The sequence below is a fragment of the Vibrio sp. B172a genome, assembly GCF_030248355.1.
In the GTDB taxonomy this organism is placed as follows: Bacteria; Pseudomonadota; Gammaproteobacteria; order Enterobacterales; family Vibrionaceae; genus Vibrio; species Vibrio owensii.
In genome coordinates, this window is sequence record NZ_JAHGAC010000022.1 from 223,841 (window position 1) to 241,951 (window position 18,111).

The window sequence follows — 18,111 nt, forward strand, 5'->3', positions numbered from 1 at the left end:
AAAGTTAGTTATTAGATGAATGTAATTAGGCATATGAAATATGGGCGTTTTTAAAAAGACCTACTTAAAAACGAATGCCTTGATAGAGTGGCTAATGTTGGTTTGCTTGTGTTTGCTGCAATGACAAAAAGCTTGAAATACTTTAGCGCGCAATGGTTGAAGAAGGGAAATGAGTCTTAAAAAATCGTTCGATCTCTAAAATTTCATCAGACTGTCATAAATATTTAATATTGGTATGTCTTGTGAAAAAAGGTGTTTTTAGACATAGTGTTATTAAGCCATGAAAAATTGGCTGTTCTAACAAAAAAGGAGATTGCCTATGCACAACGAAATGATTCAACCTTCCCGCTTCGGTATTATCGGCCGTACTTGCATCGCGTCAGTACTAATGATCGCAGGCGTTTTCACTCTCATGTAATGAGACAGTAATTTTTCATTACTGATTAGAAAACCATAGCAAAATTCAGGGAATTACCTTAATAAAAAATAAGGTATTCCCCTGAAAATCCCACCTAAGTCTCTTTTCTTAACTCAACAAGCTAAAAACCAACGCACTTACTGCAACAATACCCGTCATCAGTACAAAGTATGTCGACACTTTTCCACGATATTTGTGCAGTGCTTTCACTTTGTATACCGACAACATCGGCATAATGAACAAGATCATCGCGATAACTGGTCCAGATAGTGCCTCCATCATACCCAAAATGCTTGGGTTCATGATTGCCGCAATCCAAATAGACACGAAAAGCACCATAACACTGATGTGATCAACACGGCGTTTCGGCATATCTGAATGCTTAGTGATCAAACCATTTAGGCTTTCACGTGCACCCAAAAAGTGGCCAAGGAAAGAAGAGGTGATCGCGACAAATGCCACAAGCGGACCAAGTGTTGCGATAAATGGGTTGTCCGTAGCGTTAGCTAAGTAAGAAAGTACAGATACGTTCTGTGACTTTGCCTCTGCCAGTTGTTCTGGAGAAAGCGCTAATACACAAGAAAACACAAACAGAAGAACAAATGCGATCAGCATGACGCTAGTACGGCGCAAGATAAGCTCTGATTTTACGTCCGCACCTTCTCCATAATGGCGACGCTGTACATTTGCAAAGCTAGAGATTGCGGCCGCGTGGCTGAACGAGAAGATCACCACGGGAATCGCTAACCACATTGTGCTTGCAAAAGACGACATTTCTGGTGCATCCATCACTGGCATGCTCCAGTTTGGCATTAGATAAAATGAAAGAAACGCCAGAATCGCCACCAATGGGTAAACCATGATGGCAAACGCACGTAGCATCACCTTTTCACCCGCCATCATGATGGCAATTAAGCTAAACACCAATACGCCAGACAGTAGGGCACGCGGTAATGGCTCCATACCTGCTTGGTTGACCATGAAGCTGTCAACGGTGTTGGTAATACCGACGCCATAGATAAGAAGAATCGGGAAGATAGAAAGAAAATACAGCAGCGAAATGGAACGGCCTGCTTTCGCGCCAAAGTGTTCTTCTACAACATCGGTAAAGTCTGCGTTTTTGATCTTTGATGACAGTACGAAACGAGCGAGGCCACGGTGCGCTAGGTAAGTCATTGGGTATGCAAGAATCGCCATGACAACCAGCGGCCAGAAACCACCAATACCAAGGTTTATTGGTAAGAACAGAATGCCAGCACCTACGGCAGTACCAAACAAGCTTAATACCCAATGAGTATCGTGTTTTGTCCAAGTATTTGTTGTGTTTAATTCACTAAAATTTAACGTATCTCGAGATTCTTTCACTTAAAACTCGCCTTTATAAAAATAATAATCGCGCGGATGTTATATGTTTTAGTGATTGTTATCACATTGGCCAAGTGGTGAATCGTGCTAGTGAAAAGGCAGGGCAGTAAACTATCGAACCATGAAAATTTGAAAAAAGCGATATATAGTTCCAGTTTGGTATGTTTGAATTGAAACTATATCGCGAAATATTACGATTTTATGGTTTTAGATGTTGTGGTTAAGCTTTGTTCGATAACATTGTAAGGTGTTCCGAAAGCGGCAGTGGTCTTGCGACCCCAAACCCTTGAGCAAACTGGATATTTAGCGCTTTCAGTGTATCGATATGATTTTCTGATTCGACAAACTCGGCAACCGTAACCAACTGCATGCTGCAGGCGACTTGGCTGATGGCTTGGACGATTATTCGGTCATTTTCACTGTCGACAATGTTTTTCACGAATGAGCCGTCCACTTTCAACACGTCAAGGGGAAGGCGACGCAAATAATCGAAGCTCGCATAACCGGTACCAAAATCATCCAGTGCGATGGTGGAACCTGCTTCTCGAAGTCTGTTTAAGTTTTGAATTGCAATTGGTTCATTACGAAGTGCGTCCGATTCCGTGATTTCAAAACACAGTTTGTTCATCGGGATCTGGTGTAGATCCGCTTCGGTTTGAATGTCTTCCGCTAAGCCCTGTGAATTCAGCGCTTTGGCGGTCAGATTGATGGCGCATCGCCCGATCGAGTCCCAATCTTTAATATGGTTTTTTAGCGCTTTGAAAGTGTGTTCGATTACCCATTTATCTAGCTCTCTTTCTAAACCGAACTCATTGATTAAAGGGAAGAACTCGGCCGGAGACATAAGTTCACCCTGTTTGGGCTTAAGGCGCAGCAAAATCTCAAAGTGGGCATTTTGAGTGTTATCCGATAACGCTCGATACGGCTGACAATAGAGCTCAAATTCGTTTTCGCGAAAGCACTGTTGGATGAAGCTCAATTGGTTAAGTGTCTTATTTTCTTCTTGATTGTGTGTTACCCAGTTCACGCATGCGGTGTCGCGACCTTGTTGCTCGCACAGTTTGGAGATCAAAGGATCAAGATTGTGGTTTCCGTAAATGGAAGCACACTGGATGGTACGTTTTACAAGGCTTACCGCGCTGTCGTCGAAGTAAAAATAGAATCGATCTAAAAGCCCAATCAGTTTGGTTAATTCGCTTTCCATCTCAGGCAGTTTTGGGGCGAAACAGAGTAACCCACTGGCAAAAGGTGGCAGATAGGCGCGTTTTAAATGCTCGGTATTGGCAGCCAAATATTGGCTTAACTGTTTCATAAGTTGCGCGCGGCCTTGGTGACCAAGCCCGTTGAGCTTAGAAAGGGTGGGTTCAAGGTCAATGTAGATCAGTGTCGCGTGAGTTTGCGTTGCGACATCTTCTTTTAATTGCGCGAGATTGTATAACCCCGTAAAGCTATCGATGCGTTCTTTTCGAATCGCATTACGTGTAGTGACATAGTTTTTTATTGTATGAGCACCAAGCATAAAAGTGAGCATGGTCAGTACAAACAAGACCAGCAACATCGCATAAACTTGTTCACGTGATATGAAATCCAAGTTGTAGCGGCTGATGATGTTCTCGACACAAACGAGCAATGTTGCAGCGCCAATCAGCATTGGACGAAGCAAGCCAAACTTTCCGAGCCCCATGCCGACCAAACACAGCAGCATTAAGCTAAGTGTATTCAAAGTTAACGGGTTTTGTGCCGAGATTCCGGCCACTAAAAACAGCGCGCACACCATCAGCCACAGTCGATAATGCAAAGGGTTGGAGTAGGCTGCCATCATGGCACGATCGAGTTTTATGTAAGGCGCGTTTTCTCCATCAAGTACATAGCTAAGGCCAAGGCTTAGCAGTGGGGTAAGTACCATTTGAGTCAGGATTGCGCTTAACACTGAGTAAGCGACAAACTCGAAAGAAAAGTCAGAGGATCCACCTAGCATTACACTGATCAACATGAGCAATGCGGTGTTTGCAATTGGATAGAGTATTCCGATAAACGCAGCGTAGTAGCCAAGTTTAACCGTGAAGTTATACGCAGCAACGCGTTTTAAGGCTGCACGATACAATTGGCAAAACAACAAAGGCAGTGCGGGGAGCAATACAGAAAACAGCACCGTCATTTCCCATGGACGCTTGGAAAAGAATCCATAGTAAAACAGCAGCCCTGCCACGATAGTCGGGAGGACTCGCCAACTGTATCGTAGCGTTACGGTAACAACGAAAGCAGCCGTAAAAGAGAGTACGTGAACGCGATCTTGCGCAATCACATAGAAATTGGAGAGGCTATAGCTAACTTGTATTGCGCAAAAGATTAGGATTTGTATGCCTAAAAACTGCCACCACTTTTTATTTTTATAATCGAGCAAAGGGCTGATTTGCTCGAACCCAGACACCGACATTATCCACTCTAATTCTGACAACTAAATCGAAGCGCTGACGTAAACGCGAGTTCTTCATTTCCATGATGATTCGCCTAGCAAAATGAGCGTTGTTGCTCATGTTGGACGGTGTTCGTCCGTATTGTTTTTATTATTTTTGTATATAAGAGCGGCGATTATTCAACAAAAAAGCGCTAACAATCAAATAAAAACTGGTACGACGTTCCGTTTATATGAAAGAGCTCTCATGGAAAGTCGCGCAGAATACTTCAATTTAGAGGTACGACTATCAATAAAATCGAAAGAAGTTCATGAAATCGTTAGGTTCCGTCTCATTTCGCCACTATATTTCGTTCGTCATGCCGTAAAAAGAAGAGACCACAATGAAGATCATCTCAGCAGAAAAACAAGATTTAGTTGTACTATACGAGCTCGAACACAAGCTGTTTGGGCATCATGCATATCCAAGATTCTTCTTCAGACAAGCATTTGATTGCTGGCAACAGGGATTGGTGGTTTCCAAACAAAACGAGCAAGTCACAGGCTATGTTTTGATGGCACAAAGTGATGAACAAAACACCCATTGGATCTTGTCACTTGCGGTAGATAGTCAGCATCGAGGAAAGGGGATTGCACGTTCGCTTGTGGAGAATGTAATCGCAAAAGCAAGTTCCGGTTCTGTCATTAAGTTAACTGTCGATCCAAACAATGCGCCGGCTTACAAGTTGTACACTTCGTTAGGCTTTAAGGTTCTAGAAAAAGAAGAAGATTATTTCGGTGATGGAGAGCCTAGACTGGTCATGGCACTAGCCCGTTAATCTTGCACTTCTGTGATTCAAACTCGCACCTAATCAGTGCATTGCCAATTTTAAAGTGAAAGTGGATTTTGTTAAGTTGTTGAAATGTAATGTAATATAAAATTGGCATCGGGTTTGCAATTTAGATTATGTTCATCGTTAACTCGATGCGCCGCTTTCCCTTAGCAGGCGGTTAAGCGGATAGGGTATTACTTTTTTGAGCTTTTATAGGCAATGCAGCCTCTCTCGTTTCGGGAGAGGTTTTTTTTCGCTTGTAGCTCGTCATTCTAAGGAAAGAATCAGGGGGCGGAATGTCGCAAGGATGCAAAAAAACCACTTGTCCCTACTGTGGTGTTGGATGTGGTGTCGAGGTCAATGCGAAAGGAATCGTTGGGGATACGTGTCATCCTGCAAATGCGGGATCACTGTGCGTAAAGGGCGTCGCGCTGGCAGAGAGCTTGAATATGCCTTCGCGCTTGCTGTATCCAAAGCTTGTCACCAAGCAGCGACCTCAAGGGCAAGAAATGCAATGGCAACAAGCCACAGATCTAATTGCAGAAAAGATTCATAAAGCGAAAGCGGAGTTTGGACCGGATTCCGTCGCGATGTACGTGTCAGGCCAGTTGTTAACGGAAGACTATTACGTCGCCAACAAACTCATGAAAGGCTATGTTGGCAGCGCAAACATCGATACGAACTCCCGTTTGTGTATGTCTTCGGCGGTTGCGGCTCATGTACGAGCATTTGGTGAAGATGTCGTTCCCGTCAATTACGACGATATTGATAAGACTGAGCTATTGATAATTTGCGGTGCTAATACCGCTTGGACGCATCCTGTTTTATTCCGACGTATTCAACAAGCGAGAGAAAACAATCCTAACCTCAAGCTGGTGGTCATTGACCCGCGTAAAACGGTCACTGCGCAGCAAGCGGATTTGCATCTACCGATTAAAAACGATGGTGATGTGTCACTCTTCAATGGGCTGCTGAAGTTTCTTATTGAGCAGCAATGCATTGATTCTGAATACATAAATTCCTATACCGACGGGTTTGATGCGCTTGCAGAAGAAGTCTCTGACTTGCGTTACGATGTCACTAATCTAACGTCTTCCATTGGGATTTCAGAAGAAAAACTCACGACATTCTTCCAATGGTTTGCACAAAGCCCAGCCGCAATCACGTTGTTTTGCCAAGGGGTTAACCAAGCCGAAAATGGTGTCGATAAAGGCAATGCCATTATTAATGCACATTTGGCGTCAGGTAAAATTGCCAAGTCAGGTTGCGGGCCATTTTCTATTACAGGTCAACCGAATGCGATGGGTGGACGAGAAGTGGGTGGTTTGGCAAATCAATTAGCGGTTCATCGTGCTTTTGACGCAGAGTCTATCAAGCAAGTGCAGACGTTCTGGGATTCACCAGAAATTGCCACTCAGCCCGGTTTAAAAGCCGTTGAACTGTTTGAGGCGGTAGAACGTGGTGAGATTAAAGTTCTGTGGATCATGGCAACCAATCCCGTTGTCTCTTTGCCAGATAACCAATTGGTAAAACGTGCACTAGAGATTTGTCCGTTTGTGATTGTTTCCGATATCACAGCGGATTCGGATGTGGCGCATTACGCGGATCTGTTGCTGCCCGCCGCTGGTTGGGGTGAGAAGCAAGGCATGGTGACCAACTCTGAGCGTCGACTTTCTAGGCAGCGCCAGTTTCAAACGCCTCCCGGTGAAGCAAAATCAGATTGGTGGGCGATAAGTCAAGTTGGACAAGCTCTGTGTGCATTGGAAAAGACACAAAATGGCTTTGCGTTTACTTCTGAGCGGGCGGTATTCCGGGAATATGCGGCGATGACAGGCATGAATGCAGATTCGTCATTGAAGCTAGATCTTTCTCAATACGCCAACTTAACCGAGCAAGAATACGAAGAGTGGGTGCCAACACAATGGGGAGGAGAGCGTCCTTTTGCTGATGGCGTCTATTCGCACCCAGATGGTAAAGCGCGTTTTGTCGTGACCAGTGAATCTCCAACGCGTTTAGAGAGAACAAAAGGTTGGTGGCTCAATACGGGCAGGCAACGCGACCAATGGCATACCATGACGCGCACAGGGCATATCGCACACCTTGCCGCCTCTGAGTTAGAGCCAACCGTGTACATGAACACACTCTCTGCTACTCAAAATCGCTTAAAAGCAGGACAACTCACCAAGCTGTTTCAGCCTACTTCAAACACCGGTATTTATGCCAAAGTTGCCATTGATGAAGGTTTAGGTTTTCAGGAGCTGTTTATGTCAATGCACTGGGCGGGTCGATATGGCGGTGAAAGCAGTGTTAACGCGATAGTAAACAGCGCAAAAGACCCTATTTCCGGGCAGCCTGCGTTTAAGTCATCTTATGTTGAAGTGCAAGACGCAGCGGTAAAAACCTACGGTATGTTCATCGGTACACAGTTTGATTCCGGCAAGTTTCTCTACAGCGCATTTCAAGCAGAAAGCAATTTGGGCATTTGGCGCTTTGCACACGATAAGCGACCAAAGAAGCAGAGTTTTTGTCGAACGGAAAAGAGCCGCAGAATTACGATAGATATTGCCCAGGGTTGGCTCGCGGTGGATTACGACCTTGTTGGAGACGTTCGTATCATTCGCTCTGTTTTAGTGGTGTCTAGCGAACCGATTCAAACCGGCTACACGAACTTTACTGGCTTGATTGGCAAGCCGATGGAGCTATCGCAACTGCTTACCATCACTCAATCGCAAAGCTGCGCCAAACTGGTTTGTAGTTGTTTCCGCGTCACCGATAAACAAATACATGACGCGATGGAGAAACAAGACTGCACTTCATTGACCCAACTTCAAAACAAACTCAAATGCGGCACTAACTGTGGCTCGTGTGTTTCTCAAATCAAACAAATGGTCGACAGCCATCAGCATCAAAAGGGCAAACAGCAAGCGAACCAGCAAAGTCTGGCTATTCAAATAAAGTAAGTCATAAAGAGGATAAGCACATGGAAGCGCCTTATCAAAAGTCTTGGTTTAAGAAAGGACAAGCGAGTCAGAAACAAGAACGCTCGTCTCGTTTTTCTAAGCATGACCAAGCAAGCAAACTGAACCAACTTTTAGAAGACCATTCAGTAGACCTCGACGCGAACCACAAAGGTTTTGTCTCGATCGTCGGAGCAGGACCGCACGATCCAGACTTGCTAACCTTGAAGGCTGTGAAAGCGATTATGTCGGCAGAGGTTCTGCTGTACGACCGTTTGGTTAACAAAGATATTTTGGAGTTGGCTTCGGCACAAGCCGATTGGATTTACGTGGGTAAACGATGCGGACAACCTAGTATTGGTCAGGAAGAAATCTGTGATTTGATGGTGTCGCTCGCTCAACAAGGAAAGCGAGTTGTACGCTTAAAAGGGGGAGATCCATTCGTATTTGGCCGTGGAGGCGAAGAGGCCTTAGCACTAGTCAAACACTCAATTGCTTACGAAGTCATCCCCGGCATTACCGCTGCGATTGGGTGTTCTGCAAACAGCTTGATTCCGCTGACTCATCGTGGCGTTGCTCGCAGCGTTACCTTTGTGACGGGGCAAGTGGTAACAGGCGCATTTGAAGCGTGGAGCCAATTGATGCAAAGCGGACAAACGTTAATCTTCTATATGGGGTTAGAAAAGTCATCGCAAATACAAACGGGTTTGATCAACTCCGGTTTGAGAGCAGATTTCCCTGTCGCGATCATCACTCATGGTTGCAGCCCTCAACAACGAGTGCACGTTACACAACTCAATCAGCTCAATGATTTATCGATTACACTTAAAGGCGTGAGCCCAGCATTGATTGTGATGGGAGAAGTTGTCAAACTGCGCGAACAACTAATAGAAACCGTACAGTCAGTGACGGAATACGAGGGAATATGAGCAGCATTTTGGAATGTATTAGAACAGTCGGTCGTGGCGAACGTGGTAGAAAACCACTGAACTTTGACCAAGCGTTTCGAGTTATGGATGAATACCTAAACGGTGAGTGCGACGACGATCAGATGGCGATGTTATTGATGCTGATCCGCGTACAGAACGAAACTCAACAAGAAATCGCTGGCTTTGTGAAAGCATTCCAATCCCGTATGCCAGCTATTGGTGCAGATATTGATTGGCCATGTTATGCGGGCAAACGTGAAGCAGCAGGTCAGCCTTGGCATCTGTTGGCAGCGAAGATCCTCGCCGATAATGGTCATAAAGTGTTGATGCATGGCTATCACGACCGTCAATCTGGACGTTTACACGCAGAAGATTACCTCGACAAGTTTGCTATCGAGAAAGCGGAATCAGCCGAAGACGCAAAGCGTGTCTTAGAAACACAAAACATTGTGTATCTGCCGCTGAGTGCGTTTGCGGCTCAAGCAGAAACCATGATCGGTTGGAAGAATCGCTATGGGCTTAGAACGCCGATTAATACCGTGGTTCGAGCACTGAATCCGGGGCAGGCGACGGTTGGTATTCGTGGTAGCTTCCATCCGGGATTCCAACAACTTCATGCTGAAGTCGAATACGAGATTGGTCAAACCGCTCATGCCGTTGTTTCATTTAAAGGGCAATCTGGTGAGTCAGAATACAACCCGAAAGTAAGCCAAACAGTGTGGTTAAGCCAAACAAGCGGCGTGACATCGCATTACTGGACGGAGCAAATGCTATCTGAGGTGCCAATGCCTGCGAACTGCCCGTTTGGGACGTCAGAAGACGACATGAACCAAATGGCGAATACGGTTCTCGCTACGATGACAGTGGTCTTGTTTGCACAAATGCACGACAGAGAAAAAGCATTCGAACGCGCCTTCTCTTACTGGCAAGTCTATTGCGGCCAGCAATAACGCACTATTGTCAATTAATGTAAAACCAACGACGCAAAGTTGTTGAATCTGAATCCATTATCTATTGTTTGAAGAAGGTAAAAGATCCTAGCTCGCCAATGATGTGTTTCACCACCTTGCTCCGTATCAGAGTGGTGAAACCGCAGTTTTAGCCTCAATCGCGTTCGTTTTTAGCTTCGCGTTTGAGAATGAGAAAATCCCATATGGTAAGACACAGAGGACATGGATAATGGTTCTAAAGCATACCACTCCTAGTGAAAAGGCTTCTCATCCGATCCCGCAAGAAGCCTTCGATTGGTACGACGAATACGCCCACGGAAAAATCTCGCGCCGTGAGTTTCTAAATAGGCTGGGTGGCCTTGCTGTGCTTGGCTTTAGCATGACAGCACTGGTCGACGCGCTAACCCCGAATTATGCACTCGCAGAGCAAGTTTCATTTAACGATCCTGACATCAAAGCAACTTACGAAACCTTTCCATCTCCAAATGGGCATGGAGAAGGGCGTGGTTATTTGGTGATGCCACAGAAGAAGACCTTAAAATCGTCGACCGTGTTGGTGATTCATGAAAATCGAGGTCTGAACCCTTATATCAAAGATGTCGCAAGACGACTTGCAAAGGACGGCTTTATTGCTTTCGCTCCAGACGCGCTTTATCCACTCGGCGGCTATCCGGGGAACGACGATGAAGGTCGCGCCATGCAGAAAGAGATGGACAGAGCCAAGATCGAACAAGACTTTATTGCAGCCGCTAACTTCCTCAAACAATACGAGGGTGGCAACGGTAAATTGGGCGCGGTTGGATTCTGCTTCGGTGGATACATTGTCAACATGCTTGCCGCGGTAATGCCAGAAGAGCTCGATGCAGGTGTGCCTTTCTATGGAACACCAGCGGCGCAAGAGATCCAAAAGCAAGTCAAAGGACCGTTAATGATTCACTTTGCAGGGCTCGATAAGCGTGTTAACGACACATGGCCTGCTTATGAGCAGCAATTGATCGCGACCGACGCACAGTATCAAGCGTTAATGTATGAAAACGTCAACCACGGTTTCCATAACGACTCAACGGCACGCTACGCACCGGAAGAAGCAGCGCTCGCTTGGGAACGTACACTCGGCTTCTTTAAAGAACATCTCGCCTCTAGTTAAAACGCTTCAACCTTAGTTGGCACATTCCTTGTTATGTCTCTCTTAGTGAGTGAGATATAAACAAGGAATGTGCATGACTCAATCAACGTCAAAAACACCCATCATAGTATGCTGTGATAGCCTCGAAGAGCAGGCTCGATTGTCCGGCTTATTGAGCAAAGATTACGACAACATCATGGGTTGCCAATTGGCACAACTAGAAACGCTTATGCAGCGAGAACCGTCAGCAAGCGTTGTGGTTGGATGGCAGCAACCAACCGCGGAACTGCGTTTGATCGTCGATTTCTGCCGCAGAAAATCGGCACCACTTCTTATCGTCTTAAAGCAATTATCATCCAATGATATCAATCGGTTATCAGAAAAAATGGACTATGTTCTTATGCCGCACGATAGTGAGTTTGCACTTCAACCTTGGATTGAACATGCGACATTAGTGAGAGCGAAGTTCGAAAGTATGCAATCGGAAATTGAATTACTGACCAATAAGATTGAAGAGCGCAAGCTGGTGGAAAAAGCCAAAGGTCTGCTGATGAAGATGCACAGCGTTGATGAAGATCAGGCTTATAAAGCGCTTAGAAATTCAGCCATGCAATCCAGCCAAACGCTCGCACAAGTTGCCAAGAATTTGATAACTACTTTGGAAGTGCTTGATTAGTTTTTCTACCACTTTGGGGTTAGGGTGCGTTTTCTAACGTGGTGCGTGTTGCACTATCAGCAAGCAATAACAGGGAATTAGAAATGGTAGAATAAACTAATTCATTGTATTTACTGTGAAAAATAAGTTGGCACAGTAATTGGATTAGAAGAATTGGGTTTATTGTTGAATCGCTTATCTCAATTATCAACGGCGGTAATTGTAGACTTAGCAACGGCGCTACTGCTCTTCGGAGTAGTGGCGCTTTTTTTATGGGAGCAAACCAATGAAATGGAGTTCGATGCTGAAAGTGTCAGCAATTTCGTTATCGGTATTCACCACGGTCAGCGTAAAGGCAGAGTTGGGTGAGCCAGAAATTGAAGACCTGAAGTTTGGTTTTATTAAGTTAACCGATATGGCACCGCTGGCGGTTGCTTATGAGAAAGGCTTTTTTGAAGACGAAGGCTTGTACGTCACTTTAGAAGCGCAAGCAAACTGGAAGGTGCTTTTAGACCGAGTCATCGATGGTGAGCTTGCGGGCGCGCACATGCTTGCTGGTCAGCCATTGGGCGCGACGATTGGTGTCGGCACAAAAGCAGAAGTGATTACCGCGTTCAGTATGGATTTGAACGGCAACGCAATCACGGTTTCCAATGATACTTGGGAGCAGATGAAGCAATACATTCCAAAGCAACCAGATGGCAAGCCAGTTCACCCAATCAAAGCGGACGCACTGAAGCCTGTGGTCGACAGCTATCTGGATAAAGGCAAACCGTTCAACATGGGCATGGTGTTCCCTGTATCGACGCACAACTATGAGTTGCGATACTGGTTAGCGGCAGGGGGGATTCATCCAGGCTTTTACGCACCAGACTCAGGCGATAACAGTGGCCAGTTGGATGCTGATGTTCTTTTGAGTGTTACACCGCCACCACAAATGCCAGCCACAATGGAAGCGGGCACGATCAAAGGGTACTGCGTAGGCGAACCATGGAACCAACAAGCCGTATTCAAAGGCATTGGTACGCCAGTCGTGACCGACTACGAGATCTGGAAGAACAACCCAGAGAAAGTATTTGGTGTTTCCAAAGCTTGGGCTGAGAAGTATCCAAACACGCACATTCGCGTAGTGAAAGCCTTGATTCGAGCGGCACATTGGTTGGATGAAAACGACAATGCCAACCGCCAAGAAGCAGTGAAGATGCTATCAAAAAGCGAGTACGTCGGAGCCGATGCCGAAGTTATCGCCAACTCAATGACCGGCACATTTGAATACGAGAAAGGCGACAAACGAGACGTGCCAGATTTCAACGTGTTCTTCCGTCATAACGCCACTTATCCGTATTACAGCGATGCGATTTGGTACCTGACCCAAATGCGTCGCTGGGGACAGATCTCAAGCGAGAAATCCGATGATTGGTACATGGATGTCGCAAAAGAGGTTTACCGTCCGGACATTTACCAACAAGCGGCTCAAGCACTGATTGAAGATGGTGTGTTGAGCAAAAAAGACTTCCCGGATTTTAGTGCTGAAGATGGTTTCCGTGCGCCACAAACACACTTTATCGACAACATCGTTTATGACGGCCGTGAGCCAAATAAATATCTAGAGAAGTTTTCTATCGGGCTTAAAGGAAAAGACAAGGTTTAACCATAACGATAAACGCCACAGGCGAGGGGGATTCGCTTGTGGCAACAAGGATGTAAATTTCTTAGGAGTGAGTATGTCTAGTAATGTCATTTCCCTGTTTCCTGCTAAGCAGGTAGTGAACCGAAGTCGGCTGGTGCTTTTGCCCGTCATTGGCTTGCTGATCTTTTTGGCAATGTGGCACTTAGCAGCGAGAGAAGTGCAAACTTCATTAGGTACGCTACCGGGACCTGTGCAAACTTTTCAGCAGTTCAGCAACCTTGTCGATGACCATTGGCAAGAGCGAGAAAAGGAACAAGCGTTTATCGAACGTCAGGAAAAACGTAATGCTGCGAAGTTAGCCAAGAATCCGGACGCGGAAGTGAAGATTCGTCCCTACACAGGTAAACCGACGTTCTTCGACCAAATCATAACAAGCTTAGTGACCGTAACTGCGGGCTTTTTGCTGGCGACGGTTATCGCGATTCCGCTTGGCATCGTGCTTGGTCTTAATCAAGGGCTGTATCAAGCGTTCAACCCAATCATTCAACTGCTCAAGCCCGTATCACCTTTAGCTTGGCTGCCCATCGTTACCATGGTGGTAAGTGCCACTTATGTGAGTGATGACCCGATGTTTGCTAAGTCGTTCATCAACTCTCTGATCACTGTGGCGCTGTGTAGCTTATGGCCGACGCTGATTAACACCGCTGTGGGGGTAACGAGCGTTGATAAAGACTTAATCAACGTGAGTAAAGTGCTTCAACTTTCGTGGTGGCAGCACATTCGCACTATCGTTTTACCTTCTGCCATTCCAATGATCTTCACAGGTTTACGTCTCTCTTTAGGTATCGCTTGGATGGTGTTGATTGCGGCAGAGATGCTCGCGCAAAACCCAGGGTTAGGCAAATTTGTGTGGGATGAGTTCCAAAACGGCAGCTCGGCATCATTGGGTCGTATTATGGTTGCAGTCATCACAATCGGCTTTATTGGATTGATGCTCGATAGAGGCATGTTGCAACTTCAAAAGTGGCTGTCTTGGAATAAACAACAAGCGTTGAGATAAGGGAAAAGATCATGGAAAAAGCATTATTAGATCTAACGCGTTTAGGGATGCGATTCCCAACGCCAGATGGCGAGTTCATCGCGCTTAAGAACGTCGATTTACAAATCAATAAAGGTGAGTTTGTATCCCTAATTGGCCACTCTGGCTGCGGTAAATCAACGGTATTGAACTTAGTTGCGGGTCTACACATGCCAACAGACGGCGGCGTGATCGTCGATGGGCGAGAGGTGGCAGGGCCGGGACCAGACCGCGCAGTGGTGTTCCAAAACCATTCATTGTTGCCTTGGCTCACCGTATATCAAAACGTTGAGCTCGCAGTAAAACAAATTGCCGGCAAAAAGGGCAAAGCGTGGATTCAGGAGCAAGTGAATCACTATTTGGAGTTGATTCAAATGCAGCATGCCGCGTACAAAAAGCCGGATGAAATCTCGGGCGGTATGAAGCAGCGAGTCGGCATCGCGAGAGCACTGGCACTTCAACCAAAGGTTTTGCTGATGGATGAACCATTTGGCGCGTTGGATGCGTTGACACGTGCACACCTACAGGATGCACTGATGAAGATCCAAGCCGAGCTAAACAACACTGTCATCATGATTACCCACGACGTGGATGAAGCGGTGCTGCTATCCGACAAAATCGTGATGATGACTAACGGACCGGCGGCAACCATTGGAGAAGTGTTAGAAGTAAATCTACCTCGCCCTCGTGAGCGTGTCGCACTGGCGGATGATGCGCAGTATCAAAAGTGTCGACAAGCGGTGTTGAAGTTCCTTTACGAGAAGCAATCCAAAGTCGAGATTCCTGCTTCGAAAGAAGACAAACCCAAAACCGCAGCGCAAACGGCATAAGGAGGCAACGATGAACAGTCCTTTAACGATTCCAGTAAAGAACGCATTGAGCCACATCGTTGTGGTAGGCAACGGTATGGTCGGGCAACACCTCGTCGAGCAATTAGTGCAGAAAAACGCGCATTTGGAGCACCGAATTACTGTGATTGGTGCAGAGCGCTTTATCGCGTATGACCGTGTACAGTTGTCCTCTTTGTTTGCGGGTAAGTCTCATGATGATTTGATGCTGAGCAACCAAGAATGGTACGACATGCATGGCATCCAACTCGTACTTGGCAGCCAAGTAACAGGTATCGACAGAGAGCAAAAGCGCATTCTGCTTGATGGTGAAGATGTGCTGGGTTACGACGAACTTGTGCTCGCGACTGGTTCTTACCCATTTGTGCCGCCAATTGAAGGTAAAGACCGAGACAACGTGTTTGTCTATCGCACGCTTGATGATCTTTCACAAATCAAAAAGGCATGTGAAGGCGCAAGAACAGGCGCAGTGATTGGCGGCGGCTTGTTGGGTTTAGAAGCGGCAAACGCACTCAAACTATTGGGGCTAGAAACTCACGTCATTGAGTTTGCACCTCGCCTCATGCCTGTGCAGTTAGATGATGGTGCTGGCTTAGTGCTAAAAGAGAAGATTGAAGCGCTAGGGCTAACCGTGCATACCTCAACGGGGACGGAGCGAATCTGCGATGGTGAAACGGCTAAGCATCGTATGGTGTTTAAAGACAAAGATCCTCTCGAAGTGGATGTGATTGTCTTTTCCGCAGGGATTCGCCCTCAAGATGAGCTGGCAAAAATGGCTGAGCTAGAAGTAGGCGAGCGAGGCGGTATTGTGATTAACAACCAATGCCAAACCAGCGATGAGAATATTTATGCGATTGGCGAATGTGCTCTTTGGGAGCAGAAGATCTTTGGTTTAGTCGCACCCGGTTACACCATGGCAAGAACTACTGCCGATGTCTTGACTGGTATGCCAAGCGAAGGTTTTAAAGGCGCAGACATGAGCACCAAGCTCAAGCTACTTGGGGTGGATGTGGCGTCTATCGGCGATGCACAAATGCAAACCGAAGGCGCACAGGAAATGGTGTTGCAAGATGCGGTTGCAGGCATCTACAAAAAGCTGGTGGTTGATGCGAGCGGCACCCAATTGCTTGGTGCGATTCTCGTCGGTGACAATAGCGACTACGATGCGCTCTTACAGTGTTATTTGAACAAAACGGTCCTGCCAGACCACGCTGCGAACCTGCTATTTGATACCGGAATGCTGGACGGAGAGATGCCAGACAGCGCCATCATCTGTTCTTGTCACAACGTCACAAAAGGCGACTTAGTTGCCGAGATTCAAGCTGGCACTACCAACCTGACGGACCTTAAAGCCAACACCAAAGCTGGTACTGGCTGTGGTGGCTGTAGCAATATGGTGAAGTCGGTATTGGATACTCAATTGGCAGCCATGGGGGTAGAGGTTAACAACCACCTTTGTGAGCACTTTGAGCTCAGTCGCCAAGAGATGTTCCATATTTGCCAAGTGGAACAAATCAAAGACTTCGACACCTTAATTGCACTGCATGGCAAAGGGCATGGGTGTGATATCTGTAAGCCGACAGCAGCATCTGTGTTTGCTTCTTTGTGGAATGAACACATCATGGAGCCTCAACATCAATCTCTGCAAGATTCTAACGATGCCTTTATGGCAAACCTGCAAAAAGATGGCTCTTACTCAATTGTACCTCGTGTTCCGGGCGGCGAAATTACACCAGATAAACTCATCGTGCTAGGCGAAGTTGCTCAGCAATACGATCTGTACACCAAAATCACTGGCGGTCAGCGCGTGGATTTATTTGGTGCGCAGTTAGAGCAACTCCCAGAAATCTGGCAAACCTTAATTGATGCTGGTTTTGAAACAGGGCACGCCTACGGTAAATCGGTGCGCACCGTGAAATCTTGCGTGGGTTCTACTTGGTGTCGTTATGGTGTTGATGATTCAGTTGGATTAGCCATTGAGTTAGAGAACCGCTACAAAGGATTGCGAGCGCCCCATAAGCTTAAGTTTGCCGTATCGGGCTGTACTCGCGAGTGTGCAGAAGCGCAAAGTAAAGACATTGGGGTGATCGCCACTGAAAACGGCTGGAATCTATACGTTTGCGGGAATGGCGGCATGAGACCAAGACACGCAGATTTGTTTGCATCCGACTTATCCAAATCCGAGTTGATCACCATGATCGACCGAGTATTGATGTTCTACGTCAGCACCGCAGATCGCTTGCAGCGCACGTCGGTGTGGATGGAGAACATGGAAGGGGGCTTAGATTACCTTAAACAAGTGATTTTGGATGACTCTCTAAATCTATGTGATTCTTTGGATGAACAGATGGCGCGCGTCGTAGATACTTATCAATGTGAGTGGAAGAGTACGTTGGATAATCCTCAAAAATTGCAACGCTTCCGTCCTTTCTTGAACAGCACGTCGGGCAGCAAAGTCTTACCGTACCAACGTGTGCGTGGTCAGCGTATACCCGTGAAACAGGAGGTGTAAATGACAGCTTTAACCAAAGTGAAATTGTGTCAGCTTGATGACCTAATGCCGTTCATCGGTGCCACGGTGTTGATTGAAGGCGAGCATGTCGCGTTATTCTACATTCCTGATAACGGTGTTTACGCCGTTCAAGATTGGGACCCAATTGGTAAGGCTTATGTGATGAGTCGAGGGATTGTCGGTGATATTGATGGTGAGATGTGTGTTGCATCGCCACTGTATAAACAGCACTTCAGTTTAAAGAGTGGGCAGTGTTTGGAAGACGAATCGCACGGTCTAAAAACGTGGCAAGTAACGATCGACGATAATCAGGTTTGTTATTTAGTCGAAGAATGATCCTAGAAATTTGCCTGCTCGATATGAGTAAATTCTTAGCGTAAGAGATAAGCGAATAAAGCTCCAGAGACAGCACAGT

At 46.3% G+C, this 18,111-nt stretch carries 13 protein-coding genes; 11 read left to right on the forward strand and 2 right to left on the reverse strand.

Annotated elements, in window-relative coordinates; translation table 11 throughout:
* Positions 1 to 526: 526 nt before the first annotated feature.
* Positions 527 to 1,783 carry an aromatic amino acid transport family protein gene (locus KIT90_RS19700; protein WP_285378200.1) on the reverse strand — a complete coding sequence of 419 codons (1,257 nt, stop codon included), beginning with the start codon at positions 1,781 to 1,783 and terminating at the stop codon, positions 527 to 529.
* Positions 1,784 to 2,003: 220 nt separating this feature from the next.
* Positions 2,004 to 4,220 carry an EAL domain-containing protein gene (locus tag KIT90_RS19705; protein ID WP_285378202.1) on the reverse strand — a complete coding sequence of 739 codons (2,217 nt, stop codon included), beginning with the start codon at positions 4,218 to 4,220 and terminating at the stop codon, positions 2,004 to 2,006.
* Positions 4,221 to 4,582: 362 nt separating this feature from the next.
* Between KIT90_RS19705 and KIT90_RS19710 the strand changes: the two genes are divergently transcribed.
* The 11 genes from KIT90_RS19710 (at position 4,583) to nirD (ending at position 18,032) form a co-directional block, all read left to right on the forward strand.
* Positions 4,583 to 5,017 (forward strand): N-acetyltransferase, encoded by a 435-nt coding sequence (locus tag KIT90_RS19710; protein ID WP_104037390.1) that lies wholly within the window; start codon positions 4,583 to 4,585, stop codon positions 5,015 to 5,017.
* Between the two features lie 290 nt (positions 5,018 to 5,307).
* Positions 5,308 to 7,971 carry a nitrate reductase gene (locus tag KIT90_RS19715; protein ID WP_285378204.1) on the forward strand — a complete coding sequence of 888 codons (2,664 nt, stop codon included), beginning with the start codon at positions 5,308 to 5,310 and terminating at the stop codon, positions 7,969 to 7,971.
* Positions 7,972 to 7,991: 20 nt separating this feature from the next.
* Entirely contained in the window at positions 7,992 to 8,897 is a 906-nt protein-coding gene (cobA, locus tag KIT90_RS19720) for a uroporphyrinogen-III C-methyltransferase (RefSeq protein WP_285378206.1), read from the forward strand.
* Positions 8,894 to 9,847, forward strand: coding sequence for a glycosyl transferase family protein (locus tag KIT90_RS19725; protein ID WP_285378208.1), 954 nt, complete (start codon positions 8,894 to 8,896; stop codon positions 9,845 to 9,847). The genes cobA and KIT90_RS19725 overlap by 4 nt, the downstream gene beginning before the upstream one ends.
* A 229-nt stretch (positions 9,848 to 10,076) precedes the next feature.
* Entirely contained in the window at positions 10,077 to 10,994 is a 918-nt protein-coding gene (locus tag KIT90_RS19730) for a dienelactone hydrolase family protein (protein ID WP_285378210.1), read from the forward strand.
* Positions 10,995 to 11,067: 73 nt separating this feature from the next.
* On the forward strand, positions 11,068 to 11,649 hold the full coding sequence (locus tag KIT90_RS19735; protein WP_285378212.1) for an ANTAR domain-containing response regulator: 582 nt from the start codon (positions 11,068 to 11,070) through the stop codon (positions 11,647 to 11,649).
* Positions 11,650 to 11,914: 265 nt separating this feature from the next.
* The gene (locus KIT90_RS19740; protein WP_005375887.1) at positions 11,915 to 13,279 is read left to right on the forward strand and encodes a CmpA/NrtA family ABC transporter substrate-binding protein; all 1,365 of its coding nucleotides are present in this window, start codon (positions 11,915 to 11,917) and stop codon (positions 13,277 to 13,279) included.
* Positions 13,280 to 13,352: 73 nt separating this feature from the next.
* Positions 13,353 to 14,318 (forward strand): ABC transporter permease, encoded by a 966-nt coding sequence (locus KIT90_RS19745; RefSeq protein ID WP_005375889.1) that lies wholly within the window; start codon positions 13,353 to 13,355, stop codon positions 14,316 to 14,318.
* A gap of 11 nt (positions 14,319 to 14,329) precedes the next feature.
* Positions 14,330 to 15,166, forward strand: coding sequence for an ABC transporter ATP-binding protein (locus KIT90_RS19750; protein ID WP_285378214.1), 837 nt, complete (start codon positions 14,330 to 14,332; stop codon positions 15,164 to 15,166).
* Positions 15,167 to 15,176: 10 nt separating this feature from the next.
* Positions 15,177 to 17,696 carry a nitrite reductase large subunit NirB gene (gene nirB / locus KIT90_RS19755; protein WP_285378216.1) on the forward strand — a complete coding sequence of 840 codons (2,520 nt, stop codon included), beginning with the start codon at positions 15,177 to 15,179 and terminating at the stop codon, positions 17,694 to 17,696.
* Complete coding sequence (gene nirD, locus KIT90_RS19760) at positions 17,697 to 18,032, forward strand: nitrite reductase small subunit NirD (RefSeq protein WP_285378218.1); 336 nt, start codon at positions 17,697 to 17,699, stop codon at positions 18,030 to 18,032.
* The last annotated feature ends 79 nt before the right edge of the window (positions 18,033 to 18,111 follow it).

Bases quoted from the DNA above. Each gene is read 5' to 3' on its own strand.
- KIT90_RS19710 (WP_104037390.1), top strand. From the start codon at position 4,583: ATGAAGATCATCTCAGCAGAAAAACAAGATTTAGTTGTACTATACGAG.
- nirB (WP_285378216.1), top strand. From the start codon at position 15,177: ATGAACAGTCCTTTAACGATTCCAGTAAAGAACGCATTGAGCCACATC.
- KIT90_RS19745 (WP_005375889.1), top strand. From the start codon at position 13,353: ATGTCTAGTAATGTCATTTCCCTGTTTCCTGCTAAGCAGGTAGTGAAC.
- KIT90_RS19735 (WP_285378212.1), top strand. From the start codon at position 11,068: ATGACTCAATCAACGTCAAAAACACCCATCATAGTATGCTGTGATAGC.
- KIT90_RS19715 (WP_285378204.1), top strand. From the start codon at position 5,308: ATGTCGCAAGGATGCAAAAAAACCACTTGTCCCTACTGTGGTGTTGGA.
- nirD (WP_285378218.1), top strand. From the start codon at position 17,697: ATGACAGCTTTAACCAAAGTGAAATTGTGTCAGCTTGATGACCTAATG.
- cobA (WP_285378206.1), top strand. From the start codon at position 7,992: ATGGAAGCGCCTTATCAAAAGTCTTGGTTTAAGAAAGGACAAGCGAGT.
- KIT90_RS19750 (WP_285378214.1), top strand. From the start codon at position 14,330: ATGGAAAAAGCATTATTAGATCTAACGCGTTTAGGGATGCGATTCCCA.
- KIT90_RS19705 (WP_285378202.1), bottom strand. From the start codon at position 4,220: ATGTCGGTGTCTGGGTTCGAGCAAATCAGCCCTTTGCTCGATTATAAA.
- KIT90_RS19740 (WP_005375887.1), top strand. From the start codon at position 11,915: ATGAAATGGAGTTCGATGCTGAAAGTGTCAGCAATTTCGTTATCGGTA.
- KIT90_RS19725 (WP_285378208.1), top strand. From the start codon at position 8,894: ATGAGCAGCATTTTGGAATGTATTAGAACAGTCGGTCGTGGCGAACGT.
- KIT90_RS19730 (WP_285378210.1), top strand. From the start codon at position 10,077: ATGGTTCTAAAGCATACCACTCCTAGTGAAAAGGCTTCTCATCCGATC.